At 36.3% G+C, this 24,477-nt stretch carries 22 protein-coding genes; 18 read left to right on the plus strand and 4 right to left on the minus strand.

All coding sequences use genetic code 11. From position 1 onward, the window contains the following. Positions 1 to 30: 30 nt before the first annotated feature. On the minus strand, positions 31 to 2,331 hold the full coding sequence (locus EHQ31_RS01335) for a PP2C family protein-serine/threonine phosphatase (RefSeq protein ID WP_135568891.1): 2,301 nt from the start codon (positions 2,329 to 2,331) through the stop codon (positions 31 to 33). A 135-nt stretch (positions 2,332 to 2,466) separates the two neighbouring features. Between EHQ31_RS01335 and EHQ31_RS01340 the strand changes: the two genes are divergently transcribed. Together EHQ31_RS01340 and EHQ31_RS01345 are read left to right on the plus strand one after the other, a co-directional pair. Next, a complete protein-coding gene (locus tag EHQ31_RS01340; protein WP_135568894.1) occupies positions 2,467 to 3,225 on the plus strand; it encodes an SDR family NAD(P)-dependent oxidoreductase in 759 nt (252 codons plus the stop codon). A 120-nt stretch (positions 3,226 to 3,345) separates the two neighbouring features. Then, positions 3,346 to 5,925 (plus strand): PAS domain-containing protein, encoded by a 2,580-nt coding sequence (locus EHQ31_RS01345; RefSeq protein ID WP_420844102.1) that lies wholly within the window; start codon positions 3,346 to 3,348, stop codon positions 5,923 to 5,925. Here EHQ31_RS01345 and EHQ31_RS01350 read toward each other — a convergent pair. Continuing rightward, positions 5,922 to 6,299 (minus strand): response regulator, encoded by a 378-nt coding sequence (locus EHQ31_RS01350; protein WP_420844103.1) that lies wholly within the window; start codon positions 6,297 to 6,299, stop codon positions 5,922 to 5,924. The two genes, EHQ31_RS01345 and EHQ31_RS01350, sit on opposite strands and share 4 nt — an antisense overlap. Before the next feature lie 117 nt (positions 6,300 to 6,416). Between EHQ31_RS01350 and EHQ31_RS01355 the strand changes: the two genes are divergently transcribed. Further along, positions 6,417 to 8,432 carry an oxidoreductase gene (locus tag EHQ31_RS01355; RefSeq protein WP_135568901.1) on the plus strand — a complete coding sequence of 672 codons (2,016 nt, stop codon included), beginning with the start codon at positions 6,417 to 6,419 and terminating at the stop codon, positions 8,430 to 8,432. A gap of 8 nt (positions 8,433 to 8,440) precedes the next feature. Beyond that, entirely contained in the window at positions 8,441 to 9,274 is an 834-nt protein-coding gene (locus EHQ31_RS01360) for a TrmH family RNA methyltransferase (protein ID WP_135568903.1), read from the plus strand. Positions 9,275 to 9,299: 25 nt separating this feature from the next. On the opposite strand, the gene EHQ31_RS01365 is transcribed toward EHQ31_RS01360, so the two are convergent. Continuing rightward, positions 9,300 to 9,494, minus strand: coding sequence for a hypothetical protein (locus tag EHQ31_RS01365; RefSeq protein WP_135568904.1), 195 nt, complete (start codon positions 9,492 to 9,494; stop codon positions 9,300 to 9,302). Next, entirely contained in the window at positions 9,481 to 10,605 is a 1,125-nt protein-coding gene (locus EHQ31_RS01370; protein ID WP_135568906.1) for a lysophospholipid acyltransferase family protein, read from the minus strand. The genes EHQ31_RS01365 and EHQ31_RS01370 overlap by 14 nt, the downstream gene beginning before the upstream one ends. Positions 10,606 to 10,955: 350 nt before the next feature. Between EHQ31_RS01370 and EHQ31_RS01375 the strand changes: the two genes are divergently transcribed. The 14 genes from EHQ31_RS01375 to EHQ31_RS01440 all read left to right on the plus strand — a co-directional run bounded on the left by EHQ31_RS01375 (position 10,956) and on the right by EHQ31_RS01440 (position 24,472). Further along, complete coding sequence (locus EHQ31_RS01375) at positions 10,956 to 11,297, plus strand: MarR family EPS-associated transcriptional regulator (RefSeq protein ID WP_135568908.1); 342 nt, start codon at positions 10,956 to 10,958, stop codon at positions 11,295 to 11,297. 38 nt (positions 11,298 to 11,335) lie between these two features. Further along, positions 11,336 to 12,295 (plus strand): GDP-L-fucose synthase, encoded by a 960-nt coding sequence (gene fcl / locus EHQ31_RS01380; protein WP_135568910.1) that lies wholly within the window; start codon positions 11,336 to 11,338, stop codon positions 12,293 to 12,295. Next, entirely contained in the window at positions 12,282 to 13,295 is a 1,014-nt protein-coding gene (locus EHQ31_RS01385; protein WP_167481639.1) for a phosphoglycerate dehydrogenase, read from the plus strand. The genes fcl and EHQ31_RS01385 overlap by 14 nt, the downstream gene beginning before the upstream one ends. 3 nt (positions 13,296 to 13,298) lie before the next feature. After that, positions 13,299 to 14,378 carry an NAD(P)/FAD-dependent oxidoreductase gene (locus tag EHQ31_RS01390; RefSeq protein ID WP_135568914.1) on the plus strand — a complete coding sequence of 360 codons (1,080 nt, stop codon included), beginning with the start codon at positions 13,299 to 13,301 and terminating at the stop codon, positions 14,376 to 14,378. A gap of 93 nt (positions 14,379 to 14,471) precedes the next feature. After that, entirely contained in the window at positions 14,472 to 16,139 is a 1,668-nt protein-coding gene (locus tag EHQ31_RS01395) for an ABC transporter ATP-binding protein (RefSeq protein WP_420844093.1), read from the plus strand. Continuing rightward, the gene (pseC, locus tag EHQ31_RS01400; RefSeq protein WP_135568916.1) at positions 16,136 to 17,320 is read left to right on the plus strand and encodes a UDP-4-amino-4,6-dideoxy-N-acetyl-beta-L-altrosamine transaminase; all 1,185 of its coding nucleotides are present in this window, start codon (positions 16,136 to 16,138) and stop codon (positions 17,318 to 17,320) included. Before EHQ31_RS01395 ends, pseC begins: the two co-directional genes overlap by 4 nt. Beyond that, on the plus strand, positions 17,320 to 18,012 hold the full coding sequence (gene pseF / locus EHQ31_RS01405) for a pseudaminic acid cytidylyltransferase (RefSeq protein WP_135568918.1): 693 nt from the start codon (positions 17,320 to 17,322) through the stop codon (positions 18,010 to 18,012). The genes pseC and pseF overlap by 1 nt, the downstream gene beginning before the upstream one ends. 31 nt (positions 18,013 to 18,043) lie before the next feature. Further along, positions 18,044 to 18,967, plus strand: coding sequence for a glycosyl transferase (locus EHQ31_RS01410; RefSeq protein WP_135568920.1), 924 nt, complete (start codon positions 18,044 to 18,046; stop codon positions 18,965 to 18,967). A gap of 9 nt (positions 18,968 to 18,976) precedes the next feature. Continuing rightward, positions 18,977 to 19,438 (plus strand): GNAT family N-acetyltransferase, encoded by a 462-nt coding sequence (locus EHQ31_RS01415; RefSeq protein WP_135568922.1) that lies wholly within the window; start codon positions 18,977 to 18,979, stop codon positions 19,436 to 19,438. 17 nt (positions 19,439 to 19,455) lie between these two features. Next, positions 19,456 to 20,145 (plus strand): PIG-L deacetylase family protein, encoded by a 690-nt coding sequence (locus EHQ31_RS01420; RefSeq protein ID WP_135568924.1) that lies wholly within the window; start codon positions 19,456 to 19,458, stop codon positions 20,143 to 20,145. A gap of 3 nt (positions 20,146 to 20,148) precedes the next feature. Then, positions 20,149 to 20,835 (plus strand): formyl transferase, encoded by a 687-nt coding sequence (locus tag EHQ31_RS01425; RefSeq protein ID WP_135568926.1) that lies wholly within the window; start codon positions 20,149 to 20,151, stop codon positions 20,833 to 20,835. Continuing rightward, positions 20,832 to 21,884, plus strand: coding sequence for a pseudaminic acid synthase (gene pseI, locus EHQ31_RS01430; protein WP_135568928.1), 1,053 nt, complete (start codon positions 20,832 to 20,834; stop codon positions 21,882 to 21,884). Before EHQ31_RS01425 ends, pseI begins: the two co-directional genes overlap by 4 nt. A gap of 33 nt (positions 21,885 to 21,917) precedes the next feature. Beyond that, entirely contained in the window at positions 21,918 to 22,856 is a 939-nt protein-coding gene (locus EHQ31_RS01435) for a hypothetical protein (RefSeq protein ID WP_135568929.1), read from the plus strand. A 5-nt stretch (positions 22,857 to 22,861) separates the two neighbouring features. Continuing rightward, entirely contained in the window at positions 22,862 to 24,472 is a 1,611-nt protein-coding gene (locus tag EHQ31_RS01440) for a 3'-5' exoribonuclease domain-containing protein (protein ID WP_167481619.1), read from the plus strand. Positions 24,473 to 24,477: the final 5 nt, after the last annotated feature.

A 24,477-nucleotide genomic window follows, 5' to 3' on the forward strand; every position in this document is an offset into this window, starting at 1 on the left:
CGTTGAACGACCCTCTAACTACGATTCTATTTAATCAAGAACTTTACTTCGCATATTATCTATTTCGGATTTTAAACTTGCCAGTCGTTTGGAATCGACCGTTAGAAGTGAGGCCAGATTTAATGTTTTTTCTGCTTTAGGCAAATTGCCTACTAAAAGGTAAAGTTGCACAAGACGTAGTAAATTCGAAAGGTGACCAGGGTTTCGTAGACGAATCCTTTCACCCATATCAATGGCTTTTCCGTATTCTTTGGTTTGTTTGTAAGTGAACGATGCTAAATAAATAAGATCTGTATCGCCAGGAAATTCTTCTATGTATGTATTAAATTTTTCAGATGCAAATTTGTAATCTTTTGTTCGCACTAAAAGGCGTAAAAGTGCTCTGAGAATTTCTTGGTTTTCTGGATTGATTTTGTTTGCTTCGATTAAGTTTTCTTTGGCATTTTCCAAAAGGTTATCCTTGATATTGGATCTTGCCTTTCTCATTAGTTCATAAGATTCTTTTCGGATGGACCTGGGAGGAAGAGTAAAATGTTCTTTAAAGGAAATTCTCATTAAGCTCAAATCATCCGTTAGTTCCCCTGTTTCTAAAATGGATTTGTAAATTTTTTCTAAGTCTCCGTTACCATTTTGCACATGGTGTAAAAATAATTCTTCATCGTGGTTGATTTTCCTATATTCTGTTTGTGTAACAAATTCAATATCATCGCGGCCATCCGAACCTAAAATCAAAATATCACCGGCAATCATTTGTAAGGTGGATATTTCTAATGCATTTTCCTTAAATGGAGTGCCCAATTTTCTTAATTCCGAGTTGGTTTTTATAAATTCTGATTTCCCATTTCGGTATAAAACCGACCAAGGATGTTCCGCATTGATATAATAAACTAGACCAGTTTCGTCGTCAATGAGTCCCATAACCATCGAAACTAACATTGAACAATCGAAACTTTCAAATATATGGTGTAGCTCTTGGAATGAGTTTTTAATCCATCTTTCGGCATACAGTTGTTTTACTGATTCTACTGCCAAAGACCTTTCTAAAATGGACTGAACGGCTGCACCGAGCACAAGTACACCGCCAGCTCCTTGTAAGGACTTTCCCATTGCATCCGCATTTAAAAAAAATGTATAATCCTTACCACGAAGGGAAACCGTTCTTGCGATACAAATATCACCACCAATTTCGTTTTCTCTTCCGTGAAAGGTGAAAGTTTTCTTTTGTTTGATGAAAAAATCTGTTTTTACATTGGTGCCGAGTGTCTTGTTTAAACTTAAAGGTTTAATCAAAAGAGAAGTTAAAAAATAGTCCCCATCTTGTTGTTTTTTTAAAAACTCAACTGTTTCTAAACTATTCCTTAATTCGGAGGTTTTTGCTTCCACTAATTCTTGTAAGTTTTCGCGAATTCTTCCAACCTCTTTTGTTGCTTTTTCGAAATTCTCTGCAAATTGAATAAACTCTTTATCGATTGATAAAATAGGAAGAGAACCACTGCCTCCACTAGCTAAACTATTTGCCGATTCGTTGATTTGTTCGAGTGTTAAATTGATAGATTGAAAAAACATAAAGATGAGGATTACCGCTTCAAAGAAAGTCATAGTGATAAATGCTGAAATTTTGATTAGGCTTGCATTGCCAAAGGAAATAAACACAGCAAGAACACTTAGAGAAAGTAGTATAAGGATTAATAAAAAAACGAACTTTCCTTTTAAACTCATGATCCCGTGGTTTTTGTGAATGGTTACATCACGGTAAGACAAAATTTTCTTTATTTCTACTCTTTTGGAGCCTGTAAAATAATCGGAAATGATATATGAAAATCCGCCATAAACAAAAGCTGCTGTTAACCAACCGACAAAAATAAGTGCGAGTTCATATAAAGGGTAATTATAAATTAAATGTGTAATGGATACGGAGATAAAAATAAAAATGGCATATCGAAAAGCTGCAAACATATTCTCTTTAGGAAAATTGATGATGGTGTTTAGTAAACTTTCCAAAACAAAAATATCTTTATGACGGATCGTTTCATTTGGTTTAAGAATTGTGTTTAGCTTTTTTGTGTCAGAACGGAAGCCGAAAAAACCAAAGGGACTAAGAATTCCAAATTCGATGCTATGTCCGAGGGCAGCGAGAGCAGTTGTAACCAAAAATACAAAAACCACTTGGGGATGGTTTTCTGCAGTAAAGTCCGGAATTAATGCAGATCCAAAGAAATAAGCATAAAAGGCACCAAAAAAGGCTCCCAAAAGAGAAAAGAAAACGATCGCAAAACTATAGGAAATATACTTATAGAAGAATTTGAAAATACGATCAAAAATTATGCTCATAAGGATTCCTCAGGGAAACAAACACTATAAGTCAAAAAGGCACAGTAAAGATATTTTATAAAATAGTTCCAAAAAAAGTTAGATGTCTCATTAAAAAGAACTTTATTCATTATCTCTTTGTTTTAGGTTTCGCCAATGGAACTAAAAAATAAAAGAATCGTAATCACCGGAGCAGGGTCTGGGATAGGAAAAGAGACCGTTTTGCAGATGTTAAAGTATGAAGGCGTTAAAATCCTTGCCTGTGACTTGAACGAAAAAAATATACCCACACATCCCAATGTAATTCCCTACCAATGTGACGTTTCCAAAAAAGAAAATTTGGATCAACTTTTGAAAGATGCAGATAAAAAAATTGGCGGGATCGACATTTTTTATGCGAATGCTGGTTTTGCGTATTATGAGGTCATTGAAAATGCCGATTGGGATCGAATTGATCGAATTTATAGAACGAATGTTTACTCTCCACTTTATTGTTTGGTAACATTAAACCTTACAAGAAAAGAACCATTTTTATTTATCGTCACTGCTTCGGCTATGAGTCATCTAGCACTTCCCGGATATGCCCAGTATTCTTCCACAAAGGCAGCGGTTCGTTCTTTTATTGATGCATATCGGTTTGAAATGAAGCCGGGAAACCGGACAATGGTGGTGTATCCAATTGCAACTAGAACGCAGTTCTTTGATGCCGCAGGTAAAAAAGTTCCCGTTCCATTTCCAAGCCAATCAGCAGAAACTGTGGCTAAGAAAGTGGTGAATGGAATTAAATCTAATGCGAAAGAAGTTTACCCATCGTTTCTATTTCGTTTCATTCAGATTCTAGATCGTTTTTTGTTTGTGATTCTCCCGATTTATCAAAAAATCGAAGCTAGTAAATTGGTTTCCTTAAAAAAATAAGTCTACTTGTGCGTGGAACCGAAGTTTTCAAAGGAAGATTCGAAAAAAATAGGAAAGCCTGCCGAACGCCATCTTTCGGAAGAAGAGAGTTTTTTTGAAGTAGAGCTTTTGACAACCATCATGAACGTCAGTTCCACTGCCATGATGGTTGTTAATCCCTTGGGTCAGATTCGGTATGCCAATCCGGCCTCTGAGTCTGTTCTGGGAATCAAACTAAACGATATTCTTTCAAGGACCTATGATGCCCCCGAATGGAAGAATTCTTCTTTGGATGGTGGGCCTTGGAGAGAAGAAGACCAACCTTTCAACATTCTTTTAAAATCAAAAAAACCAGTCACAGACATTCGTCATGCCATTGAAGATGCAAAGGGTAATAAAAAATACCTTTCCATTAATGGGTCTCCCGTTTTTGATAAATCGGGCGAAATTATATTTCTTGTCTTTTTGATTACAGACATTACTGAAAATGTAATCAAACAAAAAAAATTAGAATATAACGAAATCAAATATAGAACAATCACCGAACTTTCATTAAGTATAGTTTATGATATGGATGTTAATACTGGTGAAAATGTTTGGGGTGGGGCCATCCAAGAAATTACAGGTTTTACTTTAGAGGAATATCAAAAATTTGGATACAAAGAATGGATAGAATTCATTCATCCTGAAGATAGAGAAGTTACTTTACAAGCATTTCAAGATTCACTTTCCAATCACAACAAATTCACTGTGGAATATCGGTATAAGACAAAATCAGGGAAATATATTTATATCGAAGACAATGGGATTTTCCTCTACGATCATAAAGGAAAAGCCTATCGTATGTTTGGTGCCATGATTGATAGGACCAAACAAATGGATGCAAATATTGCATTAAAAGAATCAGAATCACGTTTGGTAATGGCACTAGATGCCGCTAAGATGGGAATCTGGAGTTGGGATATCGAAGCAAAATCAATCTATTGGTCTCCACAAACTTACAATATTTACGGTTTTCCTGGAGAAAACTTCGAAGTCACGGAACAAAAATTTTTTGAACTCACTCACAAAGATGATTTGGAGTTATTGGGGAAAGAAACTTCACTTCTTATGGAAGATTTGAGTCGTACTGCTTATCGTTTGCGAAACAGAATTAATCATCCTGATGGTAAACTACATTGGATTGAAGCCCTTGGAAAAATTACTAGATCTAAAGATGGTAAACCTATTAATATGCGGGGGACAGTACTCGACATAACCGAAATCAAATTGAGCGAAGAAGCACTTAGAATTTCTGATGAAAGATTTGAAGCTTTTTATCAATTTTCGACGGAAGCATTTTTGATTTTTGATGAAAACGGGTTAACTGCTAAAGATTCCAATTTTGCATTTCAAAAATTATTTGGATATGATTTGGATGATACTTCTAAATTAAAAATACGGAATTTATTGTCCACATCTTCTCTTCGTAAAATTCGCGAAATGATTGCAGCCAATCAAACCGGATCGATTGAAATTGTTTGTCGAAAAAAAAATGGTGATTTTTTCCCAGCTCTAGTTTCTATCAAACGTTTCATATATAAAAATAGTAATTCAATTGCATATAGTATTTTTGATTTAAGTCCACTGAAAGAGGTGGAGGAACTGCGCCTCATCAATTCAGAAATACGTGATAAAAACAAACTAATCGAAAAACAAAAACTAGAATTAGAATCTGCTTTTGAAAATTTAAAAAGAACTCAAGAACAACTCATCCAATCAGAAAAATTGGCTGCTCTAGGCCAGCTCATTGCAGGTATTGCTCATGAGATCAACAATCCCATAGGAGCGGTAAAAGCATCTAACCAGAGTATGTTGGATTGGCAAAAACGTTACGGAATTGCCTCACAACTGTTTCGTGAAGCCATTCTATCGGTTCCAGTTCCAGAGCAAAAAATTGTAAAAACCATTTTAGGAAATTTAGACCAACCCATTGAGTTTTATACGGGAAAAGAAGACCGATTACGCAAAAAACGAAACAAAGAGATATTTTTGGCTGATGGTTTTGATTTGGGATGTGCCGAAGAATTTGCTGAGGTTTGGGTAGACCTTGGAATTGGTGAAATTGATCCAAGTTATTTACCTTTGTTTCGATCTCATTATATAAAAGTATTTTTAGATTATTTATCTTTAGAAATTCAATTTCGAAGGAACACTCGGTCCATCCAATTGGCAGTGGATCGAATTTCCAAAATTATGTATGCTTTAAAGAATTTTTCACATTTTGATGCGACGGGAAAAAAGAATTTAGCATCGATACCGGATACTATTGAAACCGTACTCACCATATACCAAAACCAGTTAAAACGTGGGATCAATTTAGTGAAAGATTTTGATCCAGTAGGACCTATCGATTGTTATCCGGATGATTTGTTGCATGTTTGGACCAATTTGATTTATAATGCCTTACAAGCCATGTCCTTTACTGGTAATTTAGAGATTGCTGTGAAAGACCTTGGGTCGGAAATTCTTGTATCATTAAAGGATTCGGGACCAGGAATTCCAAAAGAAATCCAATCAAAAATTTTTGAACCGTTTTTTACTACGAAAGCACCTGGAGAAGGAAGTGGACTTGGACTTGATATCGTAAATAAAATTGTAAAACGACATGGAGGTAGGATTGAACTAAGTTCTATCCCTGGTGAAACAATTTTTTATATTTATCTTCCTAAACAGAGTTAGTTTTGCATAGCTTTCGAAATGATCGAAATTAACTCTACTTCATCCCAAGGTTTTTTTAAACAAGAAATAGGACCTATTTCCTGATTCAGTTCTTCAAGGGACTTTTGGTCTGCAAATCCAGTAATGATTACTTTTTGAATTTGCGGATAGGATTTGTGTACTTTTCTTAAAAACTCATCACCATTCATCCCAGGCATGGACCAGTCTGAAATAATAATGGAAACTGAATTACCTTCACCTTCTAATTCTTGAAGAATGTCCCAACCTTCTTTGGCATTGTCCGCGGTAAGATATTTGTATTTTTCTCCAAAATGTTGTTTTACTTGTGATTTCATACTCAGCAATATTATTGATTCGTCATCTACAAAAAGAATCGTATTTTTTTTGCTTTTAGTTTCAGTCTCAATCACCACAGGGGATTGTTATACCGGTTCTTCTTTGAATTGCAAGTAAATCTTGCCAAAATCTTCCATTTTCTATTTTTGTAGGATATGACATCTTATCCTAATCTTTTGTCCCCTCTCTCCCTTGGATTTACTACCTTACGCAATAGAACCATTATGGGCTCTATGCACACGGGCCTTGAAGAAGCTCCCAATGGTTACGAACGAATGGCTGCTTTTTATGGTGAAAGAGCAAAGGGAGGAGTGGCTTTGATTGTCACTGGTGGGATTGCACCCAATGCAGCAGGCCGAGTTTCCCGTGCCGGCGGGGTCATGGATACAGAAGAAGAAGCAAAACACCATAAAGTAGTGACTGAGGCAGTGCACAAAGAAGGTGGCAAAATTGCCATGCAGATCCTCCACACCGGTCGCTACGGATACCATGATAAAATTGTAGGTGCCTCTAATCTGAGAGCTCCCATCAATATGTTCAAACCTCACCCTTTGACAGAAGAGGAAATTTTTCAAACCATAGAGGATTTTGCTCGATGTTCCGAATTAGCGAAGTTAGCTGGTTATGATGGAGTTGAGATAATGGGTAGCGAGGGATATCTCATCAACCAATTCATAGCTAAACGTACCAATAACCGTACTGATGAATGGGGAGGAAGTTTTGAAAACCGGATCAAATTTCCCATCGAAATCATTAAAGCAGTCCGTAAACGTGTAGGGACAGATTTTATCATCATTTATCGTTTGTCTATGTTAGATTTGGTGGAAGAGGGCGGAAATATAGACGAAGTTTTAATTTTAGCTAAGGAAATCGAAAAAGCTGGAGCAACGATTATTAACACAGGTATTGGTTGGCATGAAGCCCGAATTCCTACAATAGCGATGATGGTTCCAAGAGCTGCCTTTACCTGGGTGACGGCTAAAGTAAAAGGTCATGTGAACATTCCTTTGGTAACTTCAAACCGTATCAATACACCAGACATTGCGGAATCTGTTCTTTCTCGTGGTGACGCGGATTTGGTTTCTATGGCAAGACCATTCCTTGCAGATTCATTTTTTGTGAATAAAGCTGCGGCTGGAAAAGCGGCAGAAATTAATACTTGTATAGCATGTAACCAAGCCTGTCTCGATCATATTTTCCAAGGAAAAATTTGCAGTTGTTTGGTGAACCCGAGAGCTTGTCATGAAACAGAGCTTGTTATTGGGAAAACCAATTCCCCAAAAAAAGTTGCGGTAGTGGGAGCAGGGCCTGGTGGAATGGCTTGTTCTACAACTTTGGCAGAACGTGGACATTCTGTAACTTTGTTTGATGCAGGTGAGGAACTTGGTGGTCAATTGAACATTGCACGCCGCATTCCTGGCAAAGAAGAATTCAAAGAAACCATTCGATATTTCGGTGAAATGGTAAAAAAACATGGTGTCCAACTAAAACTAAACACCTATGTTTCTGCTGAAGATCTCATCAAACAAGGATTTGACGAGGTAGTGCTTGCGACAGGTGTGATTCCTCGAACTCCTGAAATTCCGGGAATTAAAGGTGAAAATGTTTTAAGTTACGTTGATGTTGTTCTTAAAGGAAAATCAGTTGGAAAACGAGCAGTCGTTATGGGTGCTGGAGGTATTGGTTACGATGTTAGTTTATTACTGACAGATGCAGGACATGCATTCACCAAAGAAAATTATTTAAAAGAATGGGGCATTAACCAAGAGATTACAAAGGATGGTGGATTAGGAATCAAAAACACACCTAGTTCTGACAGAGAAGTGACTATGTTGAAAAGGTCTAATAGTAAATTTGGAGCCACTCTTGGAAAAACTACCGGTTGGATTCATAAAACTACATTAGAAGATCGTAAAGTAACTCAAATATCTGGTGTCAGTTATAAATCAATAGAAGCGGATGGAATTGTTATCGAAGTGAAGGGTGAAACCAAAAAAATTCCATGTGATACTGTTGTGGTTTGTGCCGGTCAAGATCCAAATCGTACCCTTTTGGAACCATTACAAAAGGCAAATATACCTGTGCATTTAATTGGCGGCGCGGATTTAGCTTCCGAACTCGATGCAAAACGTTCGATCGACCAAGGAACAAGGCTTGCCGTAACGATTTAACGATAGTGATGAAAGGTAAACGGCCTTACAAAATCAGTGTCAAAAATGCTGAATTTCAAGTTCTATCAGCTTTACGAACCAATCGTTCCAAACGTAGCCAAGAAAAGGAAGTATTCGTTGAGGGAACGGAAGGCATTAAGCAGCTGATAGAGGCCGGTTGGGAGATCACTCGAATTTTATTTAGAGAGGAGGGGAATTTATCTCATTGGGGGGAATCTGTTTTACATAAATTTCCCACTGCCAAACAATTCGAAATTTCACCTAATTTGTATGGTGAACTTTCGGAAAAAGAAAACCCGTCTGAGTTAATGGTGACGGCAAAAATTCGCCAATATGATTTTTCGGATTTAGAATTAACAAAAAAAGAGAAACCATTTTACTTACTTTTTGATAGGCCGAGTGATTTAGGAAATTTTGGTTCTATACTACGTTCTGCAGATGCCTTCGGTGTAGATACTGTTTTTGTTTTAGGACATTCTATCGATGTTTATGATCCTAAGGTAATCCGAGCAAGTTTAGGAAGTGTGTTTCATACAAAATTGATTTTTATAGAATCGCACTCTCAGTGGGAAACCTTCCTTAAATCGGAAAAAGAAAGATGTGGCATTCAAATTGTTGGTACAGATTCCTTGGGTTCGCAGCCTTTAAGGAACCTAAAATTGAAACCACCGATTTTAATCATCCTTGGTAATGAAGCCAAAGGGATGAGTGTTCATTTAAAATCTTTATGTGACAGAATAGTCAACATACCTATGTTTGGTGTTGTAAATTCATTGAATGTATCTTGCGCTGGATCGATTTTACTTTGGGAAGTCGTAAAAAATATAACCGACCCTGATTGAGCATTCGGAAAGTAAATTTATAAATTTATCGGCAAGTGGCAATCGTTCCATCGGGATTGTATTTTACGCTGGCACCCGAAGTAAATTGGATATATTTGACGCCATCTACGCAAACTTCGTCATACCCGAAATATTTGGCGCAGCCTCGCGAAATTGTCCCACATCCAACAAAAAACAAACTAAAAAATAAAACAATACGTATAGGTTTAATTGATTTCACTTGTGGCTCCTTGGTTAGCAAAAATTCCATTCCATACCTGTTCTAAATGATTTAAATGGGCAGTCAGTTGGTTTCTGTGATACATTACAATATTTGATTTTTTTAAATTATGTATGGATTTTGGAAGGTGATATAAAATTTCTTTTGTTAGCACCGTATCTTCTTCCGATTCGATTAGTTTGAATTGTTTTAGTTTGTTAAATAAAGATTCAAGTTGTGAATGGAAATTTTCTTTTTTTAATTCCGAAGCAACGGTTATCTCTGGAAACCTAGATTCGATCTGTTTTTTAATTTTAATTAGTATTTCGATCAATTGATCTTTTCTGATTTTTGTTTCTTTGCCGAATTTAAGTAATACAAATGAAGTTAGGTTTCCCAATGTAACTGTATAGTTATTCCCAAGTTTTTCTCCCACAAGCCGAATCACTTGGTCTGGTGTCTGGTCGGATTCAATATAAAAGGGTTTCCCATATTTAATGTATAATTTTGTTTTTTGGTAGGAAAGGTGGTCATAAGTCAGCGTAAAACTATTAAAATGCAAACTACCAATTTTGGATTTAATATAGTATGCTCCCCGTTTGATTTGGTTTAGAAAACCATCGTGACTAAACGTTCCTTCAGGAAACATAAACAAATTGCGGCCCCTTTTGATATTGGCAACAAGGTCAGTCCATTCGCTGTCTACTTTATCCCTTAGTTCACCGGCTTTTAAAAGTGCTCTGGCGTTGTCACGAAACGGACGTTTGATGGGGGATGCTCCAATGTAACGTAGTAAAATAGGTATGATCCTGGTCGCATCAATGAAACGAAAGAACCATTTAATTATACCTTTTGATCGGAACTCTTTTTGTAAAAACCTGGGTTGCAACATGTCTTCTCTGATTGGAATGATCATTTTGATTTTTGGTTGGAGTCTGCGATAAACCATTGCAAGGGACACAACATCTGCTTCAGAAACGTGATTAGAGAGTAAGGCAGAAGGATAGGGGGTTTCAAAATAGTCTACTTTGTCTGAAAAATTTTCTTCCACGGAATGGAAAACCACTCCTTTGCCCAAACTAACTAATCTGATTAGTAAGTCATAAGCTACCGTATGTTTTTTTGGTTTCATTGCAAATGGTTTCTCTTTTCCAGACCGGGAAGTCAATAGCAAACTGAAGGTGAAGCCATGAATTATCAATGCAAGCTCACTGTGTTTTCTTTAGTTTTTTGTTCCTGGGGTTTGATATTTTGTTTGGTTCCTTTTTGTTGGAAAAATAAATTTCTTGGGAATTTTGCCTGGTGGGGAAGGGAAATCATTTTTTTTGTTCAAATTCTGAACTAAAAATTTCTTTACTTTGTTCAAATACTGAACACATTTTGACAAAGTATGGGACTCAGGGGGCGAAGCTATGCCTAGGGTTTCCATTTCGTAAGTGCTCAACAATCCTTAGGGAACCACAAAGGCACAAAGCAACTTCCATGAAAGAAAATTACGAATACAGTGACCACCATCTCAAGTTACTCCAGTTGCTTGAGGAAAACCCTCATTTGTCCCAAAGGGATGCATCAGATGAGTTAGGTCTTAGTTTAGGTAAGGTGAACTATATTCTAAAGGCCTTTTTAGATAAGGGCCTAATTAAAATGAATAATTTCCGGAATAATAAAAATAAACTTTCTTATACTTACTTACTCACTCCGCGAGGAATTGAAGAAAAAGCTCGTATGACTCTTCATTTTTATGAAATTAAAAAAAGAGAGTATGAAGCACTTCGAACCGAAGTGGAAAAGTTAGGTGATACTTTGGAAAGTTTGGAAGCTTAAATGAAAATTAGAGCTATTGTTTTTTAGGTAGGAGCCAATTGAATCAGGATTCAAAAATATATATAGCTGGGCATAAAGGTTTAGTCGGATCAGCACTGGTTCGACTTCTCAATCAACAGGGTTTTACAAATATCATTGGTAGGACCCATGCTGAGATGGATCTTGCAGACCAAAAGCAAGTTTACGATTTTTTTGAAAAAGAAAAACCGGAATATGTTTTTTTAGCAGCTGCTAAAGTGGGAGGAATACACGCTAATAACACCTATCCTGCCGAATTCATATTTTCAAACCTACAAATTCAGAATAATATTATTGATGCCGCCTATAGAAACGGTGTGAAAAAATTATGTTTTTTAGGTTCTTCCTGTATTTATCCTAAATTTGCAAAACAACCTATGGACGAAGGGCAATTATTGGAAGGAAAATTAGAGTCGACTAATGAACCTTATGCGGTTGCAAAAATTGCCGGTATTGTTATGTGCCAATCCTACAATCGTCAATATGGCACAAATTATATTTCTGTGATGCCCACTAATTTATACGGCCCTGGGGATAATTACCATCCAGAAAATTCCCATGTTTTACCGGCACTTCTCAGACGTTTTCACGAAGCAAAGATGCAAAACTTGCCGGAAGTGGTAATTTGGGGAACTGGCAAACCATTACGTGAGTTTTTGTATTCGGATGATATGGCCCGTGCCTGTATTTTTCTTATGCAATCATACGATGTTACGACAGATCCGAAAGGTGGCGAACATGTAAATGTTGGATCGGGAATTGAGGTCAGTATTAAGGAATTAGCCGAAACCGTTAAGGACGTTGTTGGGTTTGCTGGTAACCTTACCTTTGACCTAACAAAACCAGATGGAACTCCTAGAAAACTTTTAGATGTTTCCAAACTTCACAAAATGGGTTGGAAACATGAAGTGGAATTAAAGGACGGAGTCCGTGCCGCCTACAATGATTTTCTAGAAAACGGGAAATATAACATTGGCTAAAGTTTTTGTATCAACATTTCCTTTTTGTCGCACAAGTAAAGTGGCTCTTGATATTTTAGTATCCAAAGGTCATGAGGTTCTGATAAACCCGCTTGGCAGAAAGATGAAACCCATAGAAGTATCTGAGTCGGCCCGTGACTTTGATGCATTGATTGCTGGAACAGAAGACCTTACTGATCTAGTTAAAAACTCAAAATCATTAAAATTGATTTCTAGGGTCGGTGTAGGTCTCGATAGTGTCCCTCTTGATCTTTGTAAAGAAAAGGGAGTTTCCGTTGCATATACACCTGATGCAGTTTCTCCAGCAGTTTCGGAACTTGCCGTTTGTCTGATCGTTGATGCCATGCGGAAGGTTACGTATGCCGATCGGGAAATCCGAAGAGGTGAGTGGACAAGACCATATGGCGAGCGAATTGGTGGAGCCACTATTGGAATTTTAGGATTTGGTAGGATCGGCAAACGAGTCGCTTCTCATCTTTTAGGTTATTTACCAAAAGAAATCCTAGTTTGTGATTTAATCGAAAAGAAAGATTCGATTCGTATGCTTAGTGAAGTCGCTTCTAACCTTTATCAGGTGAACCGAGAATTAGGAAAAAATTGGGGCGCCACTACTATCAAACAAGTTGATCTAGATAGTTTGTTAAAATTGTCTGATGTGGTTACCATTCATGTGCCTTTGACTGCAGAAACAAAAAACCTAATCAATGAAAAGAATATGTCACTCATGAAGTCGAGTGCCGTTTTAATCAACACCGCAAGAGGTGGAATCGTAAATGAAGACGATTTATACAAGGTTTTAAAAGAGAACTTAATTTCAGCTGCGGCTATGGATGTATTTGAAGAAGAACCTTATAAAGGACCTTTATCTAATTTAGAAAATGTGATTTTGACAGAACATATGGGTTCTTGTTCAAACGATTGCAGAGAAGATATGGAAAGGGAAGCAGCGGAAAATGTAGTTGGGTTTTTTAATGGTGGGAAGTGGGAGAAGGTTGTTTAAGGGATGGTGATTGTTGTTGGTTCTGGAATCATTGGATCATGGATCGCTTATCTTTTTGCAAAAGCTGGTTTTGAAGTCTATGTATTCGAAAAATCGGAAAACGCAGGTGATGGCATAAGTGGTCGCAATTCTGGTGTTTTGCATTCTGGAATTTATTATGATGAGTCTTCATTAAAATCAAAATTATGTTTTCGGGGATATGAACTAGCGATTCCTTTTTTTGAAAAAAATAAAATACCTTTTTCCGTTTGTGGGAAAGTCATTACCACTGGAATATCAGATACAATCACAGAAGAGAAAGACAAACAAAATGAGATTGAAAAACTCTTTGCCAATGGAAAACACTTAGGAATTTCTGGGATCGAATTATTTTCAAATCCAGGAGAACACTGGAAACATGTGCTTGGTAATTCTGCACTTTGGATTCCGAAAACGGGCATTGTGGATGTTTCGTCTTACCTAAAAGTATTATGGCAATTGGGTGAAGAGGCCGGCGTTAAAATCCTGAAGAACAAGAAGGTGGTTCGGGAAAACGGTGGCGTATTTGCTTTGGACTTACAATCAAAAGTGAAAGAAGAGCTTGAGGCAGATGTATTTATTAATGCATGCGGCTTATATTCTGATGAATTATTTGTATCAGATGCAAAGGGTAACAACTTTGAAATTCGTCCCAATAAGGGTGAATACTTTCGACTTAACAAACAACTTCCTTATGAAACTTTAGTTTATCCACTACCTTTAAAAACATCCACGGCATTGGGAGTACATTATACTTTCCATTTGGGGGGAGATGCCTACGCAGGTCCTAATTCGAATTGGGCTTCTTCAAAAGAAGATTATTCGATCAATACGCAAAGAAGTGTTTATTATGAGTCTTTGCGAAAGATCATAGATTTTTATAAGGAAGAAGATCTGAGTGAGGGATATGTAGGTTTACGGCCTCGTTTGTTTTTGAATGGAGAAGCAGTCAAAGATTTTGTGATTCATAAAGAATCCAATTGGATCCATTTGTTAGGGATTGAAAGCCCTGGGCTTACCTCTTCTCCTGCGATTGCCGAGGAAGTAGTAAGGATGGCAGGTTAGGATAAATTAGTGAAATTCTCGATAATGGTTTTAGACGAACTATATCATAGTTTTTGGAATTCAATCAAGCCGCGAAGAAAACAACAATTGTTTTTGTTGTTTGTTTTAATCATATTCACATCCTTTGCAGAAATTTTTAGTATAGGGGCAGTCTTTCCATTTTTAGCGGCTCTTACCAATCCTATACAGATTTTTAAATGGGAAGAACTACAGTTTTTGTGGAAGATATTAGGAGTCAACGATCCTACTTCAGTATTAGTCTATGTGACTGCTGGGTTTATACTTGCTTCATTGGTTTCTGGCGCGATGAGGCTTTTGTTAATTTATGCCACCACTAGATTGTCTTTTGGGACCGGTGCGGACATCAGTTACGAAATATACAAAAGAACTCTTTTTCAACCTTATTATGTGCATATTAACCGGAATAGTGCAGAGGTGATCACAGGAATTACTTCAAAGGCCAGTAGCGTTGTCACTCAGATTGTCACTCCCATATTGACACTACTTTCTTCAGTAGTGATTTTAATATTTATCATTGTTGGATTGTTGCTTATTGATACAAAGACAACTTTGATTTCTTTTTCGTTTTTTATAATGCTTTATATTTTTGTTGCATTGTATTCAAAAACAAAACTCCAGAAAAATGGAGAAATTTTAACAAAAAATTTAACCACTGTTCAAAAATCTCTCCAAGAAGGTATGGGTGGGATTCGCGATATTTTGTTAGATGGAACTCAAAATTATTTTTTAAATACTTACCGTGTTTCTGATTCACTTTATAGAAAGGCTTCTGCAGAAAATTATTATTATGGAGCGAGTCCTCGGTATGTAGTGGAATCGCTGGGTATGGCATTGATTGGAATCTTTGCCTATCATTTCGGAAGATCAAATGATTCGCTAATGTCTGCACTTCCGATTTTGGGATCACTCGCGATTGCTGCGCAAAGAGTTTTGCCAATTTTACAACAAAGTTACTATTCTTGGTCAAATCTCAGAGCTGGTCGGGAAAATTTGTCGAATGTTGTAGAACTATTGAATCAACCGATTCATATAGAGAATGCAAATCGACCACTTGGAAAATTAACGTTTAACCATGATATAAAAATAGATAATCTATGTTTTAAGTATGAAGAATCCAAAAAAGAAGTAGTTTCAAGTGTGAGTTTAACAATTCCTAAAGGAAGTAGGGTTGGAATTGTTGGGCAGACAGGAAGTGGAAAAAGTACACTTATGGATTTACTGATGGGGCTTCTAACACCTACTAAAGGTATGATTTGTGTAGACGGAATTCGGTTGGATGAAGAAAATCTAAGACTTTGGCAAAACAACCTAGCACATGTTCCACAAAATATCTTTTTGTCAGATTCTTCCATTGCTGAAAACATCGCCTTTGGTTACAGAAAGGAAGAAATCGATTTTCAAAAATTAAAAATTGCAGCAAAGAAAGCGCAAATATCTGAACATATCGAGCAGTTACCAGATGGTTATGATACACTTGTCGGAGAGAGAGGTGTAAAACTATCCGGTGGACAGAGGCAACGAATCGGTATTGCACGGGCCTTATACAAAGATGCGGAAGTTATTTTTTTAGATGAAGCAACAAGTGCATTAGATAATGAAACTGAAAAAGCAGTAATGGAATCGATTGATTCTTTAGATAAATCGATTACGATATTCATAATAGCACATAGGTTGTCTACGATCGATGGATGCGACCAAAAAATTGAATTATCCGAAGGGAAAGTGATCCAACAAACATGAAAAACCAAATACCTTATGGAAGACATAGTATTGATCAGTCAGATATCGATGCAGTAGTATCGGTTCTAAAATCTGATTTTCTTACACAAGGACCACTTGTGCCGTTGTTTGAAAAGATGGTATGCGAATACGTAGGTGTAAAAAATGGAATTGCCGTTAATAGTGCCACCTCAGCCCTTCATCTAGCTTGTTTAGCCCTGAATGTTGGCCCTGGTGATATTGTATGGACTAGTCCCATTTCCTTTGTTGCCAGTTCCAACTGTGCCTTGTATTGCGGCGCAGATGTTGATTTTGTGGATATAGATCCTGTTTCTTATAATATGTCGGTAGATGCACTTTTATTGAAATTAGAAAGAGCAAAGTTAGAAAACAAACTACCTAAAGTGGTAATCCCTGTACATTTTTCTGGTCAGAGTTGTGACATGGAAAAAATCTTCGCATTAGGTAAAGAGTTCGGGTTTCGAATTATAGAAGATGCTTCCCATGCAATAGGTAGTACTTATAAAAATGATAAAGTAGGTTCCTGCAAGTATAGCGATATTACTGTGTTTAGTTTTCATCCTGTGAAAATTATTACCACTGGGGAAGGTGGAATGTGTACAACAAGTGATGACGAATTGGCAAATACCATTTACCGACTTAGAAGTCATGGAATCACAAGAAACCCGAAAGAAATGACTGAACCACCCGATGGTCCTTGGTATTACCAACAAATTGATTTGGGTTATAATTACCGAATGAATGACCTGCAAGCAGCTTTAGGTGTTTCGCAATTAAAAAGGTTAGATTCAATTGTTCAGAGAAGACAAGAGATCAAAAACTATTATGATAAGATATTAATTGATCTTCCTTTGATTCTACCAAAACAAATGGAATACAATCATTCCTCCTTACATTTATACGTGATTCAGGTAAAAGAAAAAGAAATGTTGGCTGATCGCAAAGTGGTGTTTGAACGATTGAGAGAAGGGGGAATCCTTGTAAACGTACATTACATTCCAATTTATCGCCAACCTTACTATCAGAAAAAATATTCGTTTTTGCCTTCTTCTTTCCCTAATGCAGAATCATATTATAATCAATGCATCAGTCTTCCCATATATCCGGAGTTAACGAATGAGGATATGGACCGAGTAAAAGAAACTTTGATTACTCCCATCGGACACCAGGTACTATTTTAATGAATACATGTATCATCCCTGCGCGTGGCGGTAGTAAAAGAATCCCTCGCAAAAATATCAAATTGTTTCATGGAAAACCCATGATTGCCTATTCGATAGAAACAGCCATTCAATCGAAGTTATTTGACCATGTGATTGTATCAACAGATGATTTGGAAATTGCAGAAGTATCTAGGCACTATGGTGCTGAAGTTCCATTTATGAGACCGAGTGAGTTGTCTGACGATCAGACAGCAACGATTCCTGTGATTGCTCATGGCATTCAATGGATGATAAGGGAAGGTATAGCCACCGATTGTGTAGCGTGTATTTATGCCACGGCTCCTTTTATTTTGAAAAATGATTTAATCAGTGCAGAAAAGAGTTTCCGCGAAGGGGGATGGGAGTATGTATTTTCTGCCACCTCCTTTGGATTTCCTATCTTTCGCGGATTTAAAAAAGATACCGATGGAAAAATAGAAATGTTTTTTCCAGAACATTTTGCTACTCGTTCCCAGGATTTGCCAGAAGCCTTCCATGATGCAGGTCAGTTTTATTTTGGAAAACCAAGTGCTTGGCTTGAAAGTAAGAGGATATTTGACAAGTGGTCGTCCATCATTGAACTTCCCAGATGGAGAGTTCAAGACATTGACACAGGGGACGACTGGGACAGGGCCGAAGTTCTATATAAGATGATTAGTACTATGAACTAACTTTTGCATTGATCATTCAAAATATACTACAATGTCAACATTGATTTTTACGGAAGCACTCCTTACCACTGGACTTGGACATTTGGGAAGATGCACAGCTCTTGCAGAAAAACTTTTGGAAGAGGGTGAGACTACCGTTCAAATGGTTCTTCATAGCGATCCTACCTCTTCACATTGGAGTTTTCCATGCCAGGTTCAGGCCATCAATTGGAAAGAAAAAAATCAGTTAAAAGAGTTCCTGGATGAGTATAACCAAACAACAGACCTAAGTGATTTCACCTTTTACGTGGATTCTTATTTAGCGGAATTAGAAATTTATAATACTTTAAAGCATTATTGCTCTGAACTGATTTGCATTGATGACGACAACCGTATTGAGTATCCCGCTTTTTCCACAATTTTAAATCCGGGTTATCCTGGCCTTTATTTAGAATACAATACTGAAAAATATAAAATTTTAACGGGTAAAGAAAGAGTTTTACTGAGAAAACCATTTCGAGAAAACTTTGAAATCCCCAAAAAAAACAATCCTCCCCTGAAGATTTTGGTGACACTTGGTGGGAGCGACCCGCATTTATTTTCCGAAGCGATTCTTTCTCTGTTAGTAAAAAACTTTCCCACAATAGAGAAACATTTGGTTGTTGGTCCTGGGTTTACGAACGAAGTTAAACTAAAAGAGTTATCTGATAAAAATACATTCTTTCATAAAAATCTTTCTGCCATTCAAATGCGAGACTTAATGATTCAAATGGATTTTGCGATCACTGCAGGTGGGCAAACCACTTATGAATTGGATCGATGTAAAGTTCCGATGGTGATGATTAAAACCGCAGAGAATCAAGAAGGTAATATTCGTGGTTTTGTGGAGTATCAAAAAGGCCAAGTCGTACGGGAACCAAAAGAACTCGTAGACATTTTGGAAAACAACTTCTTTCGCACAGCGGATCTCGATTAGGTATAAAAATTGGACCTTCACCTCCGACCTGTTTCCATTGCTGACTGCGAACTTCTGTTTGGTTGGGTAAATGAACCTGAAGTTAGAAAAAATTCGTTTGATTCGAAGCCGATCGAATGGAAGAATCATCTAGTTTGGTTTGAAAATAAAATTAGAGATAAAAATTCAATAATACTTATTTTAGAATTTGAAAATAAGCCAATCGGTCAGATCCGATTTGATAAAGAGAATGAAACAAAAACTTATAGAATTGACTTTTCAGTAGATGCAAGATACCGGGGCAAAGGATTGGGAAATCATATAATTAAATTAGGATGCGAGTATTTAGAAAACCAGTTATTGAAGAACAAAATCTCTTTAGTTGGAGAGGTTAAAACAGAGAATATTGCATCTCAAAAGAGCTTCCTTTCAAATGGTTTTAAAATTAACTCTAAAGGCTCGAATATGATAGTATTTGAAAAAAATATTTAAAGCGGAAGAATACAGATATGAAGAAGACTATACTTACAATAGCCGCACACCCTGATGATGAGATTTTGGGCTGCGGTGGTACAATGGCTAGGCTTTCGGAGGAAGGTCACAACGTTCATATTTTAATTTTGGCAGAAGGATTGACTAGTAGGCAAGTAATTCGTGATAGAAATTCCAAAGTTACGGAGTTAGGTGATTTAGCTATTTCAGCAAAAAAATCTGCGGAATTCGTAGGAGCAAAATCAATTGAATTGTTGGATTTTCCCGATAATCGAATGGATTCAATTGATAGATTGGATGTTATAAAGGTTATCGAAGAAAAATTAGATGAATTGAATCCATCGCTCATTTTCACCCACTTTGGAAATGACTTAAATATTGATCATAGAGTTGTTAACGAAGCTGTCGTTACAGCCTGCAGACCAATTCCAGGTCATTCGGTAAAAGAACTCTATTTTTTTGAAGTTCCTTCTAGTACTGAGTGGCAAATTCAGAATGGTATATATTTTCAACCTAATGTATTTTTTGAGCTAGGAAATTCACATATCAAAAAGAAAAAAGAGGCACTTTTGTCTTACGATTCCGAAATGCGGAATTTTCCACATGCTCGTTCAATTGAAGCTGTTGAGGCTCTTGCAAAGTGGCGAGGAGCTTCAATTGGAGCTAATTTTGCTGAAGCGTTTATTGCCGGAAGAGTTATTAGGTAAACTATGTCATCATATTTGGTAGCAAGCGTTGGGAGCTGGAACAGGGAGCTTTACGAAAAATATTCCTCTAACATAGATGGAAATTGGCGATTTGTAGACACACCAGATAAATTAGTAACCGAACTTAAGGATTTCAGTCCAAAATTCATTTTCTTTCCCCATTGGCGCTGGATTGTCCCTGAGGATATTATAAATAATTATGAATGTGTTTGTTTCCATATGACTGATGTTCCATACGGTAGAGGAGGTTCTCCTCTTCAAAATTTGATCTTAGCAGGAAATCAAAATACTGTTTTAACAGCATTGAGGATGGAGAAAGGCTTAGATTCAGGACCAGTGTATCTCAAACTGCCACTGAATCTAGATGGTTCTGCTCGGCAAATATACTTAAGAGCATCAGAGTTAAGTTGGGAAATTATTAAAAAGTTAGTGACAGAATCACATCAACCTTTTCCGCAAAAAGGTGAACCTACGTTTTTTAAGAGAAGAAAGCCAGAAGAAAGCGAGTTACCAAGTGACTTAGATATTGGTAGACTTTATAACTTTATCAGAATGCTCGATGCAGATGATTATCCTTATGCATTTATTAATTATGGTAATTATAAGTTGTGCTTTAATGAAGCCGACTTTTCGAATGGTAAACTAACCGCAAAAGTAGAATTTGTTTTAAAAGGTAGTAACGATAAATGAGTCAAATTTCAATAGGGAATCATATCATTGGAAGTAACGTAAAACCATTCGTCATTGCAGAAATGTCGGGAAACCATAATCATTCAATTGAACGAGCATTTGAAATCGTTGATGCTGCCGCAGATGCTGGTGCCCATGCATTAAAAATTCAAACTTATACATCTGATACTATGACGATCGAGAAATCGGATGGAGAATTTTTTATTTCTGATCCAAAGAGCTTATGGAGGGGAAGTTCGCTATATGATTTATATAAAATAGCATATACTCCGTGGGAATGGCACAAGCCGATTATGGATAGATGTAAAGAGAAAGGAATTCTCTGTTTTAGTAGTCCCTTTGATTTTACTGCAGTTGATTTTTTGGAAGATTTAAATGTGCCTGCTTACAAAATTGCTTCTTTCGAAAACGTAGATCTTCCTCTCATTAAAAAGGTAGCAAACACTGGTAAACCGATTATCGTTTCTACTGGAATGGCAACTGTGCAGGAAATTGCTGATGCAGTGGAAACTATTAGAAGCACTGGGAACGAACAAATTATTCTTTTAAAGTGTACGAGTACGTATCCTGCAACACCTGAGACTACGAATATACTTACAATTCCACATATGCGTGAACTATTCGGATGTGAAGTTGGTCTTTCGGATCATACAATGGGGATAGGAGTTTCTGTGGCAAGTGTTGCCTTAGGTGCGGTTGTGATCGAAAAACATTTCACTCTGAATCGGGAAGATGGAGGAGTCGATTCTACATTTTCAATGGAACCAAAAGAAATGAAAGCTCTAGTCATTGAGACAGAAAGAGCATGGCAGGCAATGGGTAAAATTAATTACGGACCTACCGAAAAAGAGAAAGCATCGTTAGTGTTTCGAAGGTCTTTGTATGTCGTGGAAGATATGAAAGTTGGCGATATGATCACTGAAAAAAATGTGAGGAGAATACGTCCAGGATATGGATTGCCACCGAAATTTTTTGATGTCGTGATGGGTAAGAGAGTGAACCAAGATGTGAAGAGGGGAACTGGTTTAAGTTGGGAGATGTTGGGGTGACAAGAATTTTATTGAATGCGAGCTTAAACTAATATGAAGAAAAAGATTCTAAATTTTATAGATAACTACTTTCGAAATAAGGATCTAAACCTTTTTTATGGAGATTTTTTAGCGGGTGCTGGAAATAAACTGGAAATCTTTCTTTTGGATTTACTAAAGAAAGAATTCTATAAAATCCATCTAAAATATTCCAGAAGAAAAGCCTTTAAGAAAGTTGCACCAAATTCTAAACTTTCTAGGAAAGAATACGATTCCTATTTAAATGAATTTAAAGCTAACGGTATTGTCGTTATAAATTCATATTTTTCACAGGAGGCCGAAGAAATCCTGAAAAACTATGATTATTTCTTCAAAAAGATTGAAAAAGACGATAAGGACTATAAAAGGATCTTTTCACTTTCAATTAAGGAACCTTTATTTCAAAGTGTGCTTGATTCAAATATTTTGCAAATGTTATGTGAATATACTGGCACCCAACAGTATCTTAGGGCATCACCAGCATTAAATATTACTTATCCAGGGTTTTCTGACATTACATCTAAAAATATTGGAGAAACTAAATATAAAGATGGAGGTTTTGCAAACTTTTATCATCTAGATACTCCAAACTTAAGACAGTATCATATTTTGCTAAAAGATGTGGGTATGGATGATCCACACATGTTATTTGCAAGAAAGTCCAACAAAAAATATTTTGGACTTCACTACCGAATTGCTAGTGAAGAGTATGTGAATGCAAATTATGAGATAACACATTGTATCGGTCCCAAGGGAACTGTTTATGTTTTTGATGGTGGAAGTGGGCTTCATCGAATGTATGCAACTGAAAAGAACTATAGAATGACTATGGATATAATGTTTACACCAGGTAATTCTATATTAAAGGAATCCTGCCCGATTGTCAATCTTGGTGAAATGAAGTTTGAAGGCTTCGATGATTTACAGAAAGAATCTCTTAGGTATCTAAAATAAGTTTTGTGAAATTAGTTTTTTTTGATACAGAATTTACCGGGGAGAGAGCCGATACTACTTTGGTTTCTATTGGATTGGTCACTCTTTCGGGAGAAAGTGCATACTTTACTCTGAATGATTATGACCAATCCCAGGTTAGTGATTGGCTAAAAGAAAATGTCCTCTCGATGATCGATAGTTCCAAAAGCGTATCAAGTAAAGAGGCGGCGGAAGGGATTCGTGTATGGTTAGAGAAACAAGCTGGCGATGATAAAATCTCCCTAGTTTCTTTCGGTAAAACAAACGATATTATTTTATTGTTTAATCTTTGGAAAAATTTCAAAGAGGATCCTTCTCAATTTCATTTCCTTTATGATCTCCCGCCTTATCTAAATCATGCTGAACATATCGATTTTTGTACTCTACTTGTGACAGCCGGAGTATCTTTGTCATCCTTTGATAAGGAAAAATATGCAATGTTAGATAAAGTAGGGAAAAAGCATAATGCGTTATATGACGCAGAATTGTTGAGAAGTTGTTTTTTAAGATTAGTTTTAGAGAGCGATATTCTTTATCAATTTAGAAAACGAATCGGATTTGCGTTGTTTGATGGAATTGTTTTTTCTGAAGAAACTAACTTAAATTTCACTACAAGTCACGTTGAGAATGGATCGCAGTTTTCAAATGCCATAGAAAACTTTTTATCGAATGATCTATTTTCTGTTAAACAAATTTCCAAACAGAATCAACAAAGCTCAATTTATATTGTAGAGCAGAAAAATAAAAAATACATTCTTAGGTCATTTCCTTTAGCTGAATCAAGAATAGTAGAAGATCAATCGGAATTGTTGAATTTACTTCCAGAAGATGTAATGATTCGGCCAATGTATGTAGCAGATAAGAATCATTATGTATTTAATACTTCTGATCTTAGTTTTATAATGTATCCATATCTGGACGGTGAGCCATTTAATGGAAGGCCTGAAAAATTAACAAATATAATCGATTCAGCGATGAATCTATTTGAGTTACTAAATAGTAAGCAAGTGAATTCCAAATTAGTTTCCTTAGACTATTCGGTATGGAATGTAGATGTTCTTAAGCTCTGGAAAGATAAGGACTTTTTTCTAGATAAGATTGTAAATGAAGTATCAGCTCCCATCGGAAATTATATAAAAACCTATTATGATGAAATCATTCAAGATTTGGAAAATGTAATTGAAAATAGAGATAAATTCTTTTCGAACGCATTTGTTCATGCTGACTTAAACCATTCTAATGTGGTCGTTGATGATGAAAAAGTTAGATTTATTGATCTTGAAGATCTTTGTTTTTCGAATTTAGGGATTTCTGTAATTCACTGTGTTTTTAAAATTAGTCGTCACAGTATTTTTACAAAACAAATGAAATTAAGTGAATTTAAGCGAAAGTTTGAAATTGAGATTCGACCAATATTAGAAAAAAGGAAAATATCGCAAGATACTCTGCTTGATTTTAATCTCTATGGTATAGCTAGAATATATTTTGATTTATTTACAATTACCGAATATTTTTTCCTTAGAAAAGATAGAAGATATATGTATGATTTGAATAAAAAATTTTCGAATCTAATTGAGTTTAAAAGGATGTTTAATTAATGGAT

The organism is Leptospira montravelensis (assembly GCF_004770045.1).
GTDB classification, from domain to species: domain Bacteria; phylum Spirochaetota; class Leptospiria; order Leptospirales; family Leptospiraceae; genus Leptospira_A; species Leptospira_A montravelensis.

Excerpts from the sequence above, each read along its gene's own strand:
- EHQ31_RS01435 (WP_135568929.1), top strand. The coding sequence starts at position 21,918 with ATGAAGAAAAAGATTCTAAATTTTATAGATAACTACTTTCGAAATAAG.
- pseI (WP_135568928.1), top strand. The coding sequence starts at position 20,832 with ATGAGTCAAATTTCAATAGGGAATCATATCATTGGAAGTAACGTAAAA.
- EHQ31_RS01355 (WP_135568901.1), top strand. The coding sequence starts at position 6,417 with ATGACATCTTATCCTAATCTTTTGTCCCCTCTCTCCCTTGGATTTACT.
- pseC (WP_135568916.1), top strand. The coding sequence starts at position 16,136 with ATGAAAAACCAAATACCTTATGGAAGACATAGTATTGATCAGTCAGAT.
- EHQ31_RS01390 (WP_135568914.1), top strand. The coding sequence starts at position 13,299 with ATGGTGATTGTTGTTGGTTCTGGAATCATTGGATCATGGATCGCTTAT.
- EHQ31_RS01335 (WP_135568891.1), bottom strand. The coding sequence starts at position 2,331 with ATGAGCATAATTTTTGATCGTATTTTCAAATTCTTCTATAAGTATATT.
- EHQ31_RS01420 (WP_135568924.1), top strand. The coding sequence starts at position 19,456 with ATGAAGAAGACTATACTTACAATAGCCGCACACCCTGATGATGAGATT.
- pseF (WP_135568918.1), top strand. The coding sequence starts at position 17,320 with ATGAATACATGTATCATCCCTGCGCGTGGCGGTAGTAAAAGAATCCCT.
- EHQ31_RS01340 (WP_135568894.1), top strand. The coding sequence starts at position 2,467 with ATGGAACTAAAAAATAAAAGAATCGTAATCACCGGAGCAGGGTCTGGG.
- EHQ31_RS01345 (WP_420844102.1), top strand. The coding sequence starts at position 3,346 with ATGAACGTCAGTTCCACTGCCATGATGGTTGTTAATCCCTTGGGTCAG.
- EHQ31_RS01425 (WP_135568926.1), top strand. The coding sequence starts at position 20,149 with ATGTCATCATATTTGGTAGCAAGCGTTGGGAGCTGGAACAGGGAGCTT.
- EHQ31_RS01360 (WP_135568903.1), top strand. The coding sequence starts at position 8,441 with ATGAAAGGTAAACGGCCTTACAAAATCAGTGTCAAAAATGCTGAATTT.
- EHQ31_RS01370 (WP_135568906.1), bottom strand. The coding sequence starts at position 10,605 with ATGAAACCAAAAAAACATACGGTAGCTTATGACTTACTAATCAGATTA.
- EHQ31_RS01410 (WP_135568920.1), top strand. The coding sequence starts at position 18,044 with ATGTCAACATTGATTTTTACGGAAGCACTCCTTACCACTGGACTTGGA.
- EHQ31_RS01375 (WP_135568908.1), top strand. The coding sequence starts at position 10,956 with ATGAAAGAAAATTACGAATACAGTGACCACCATCTCAAGTTACTCCAG.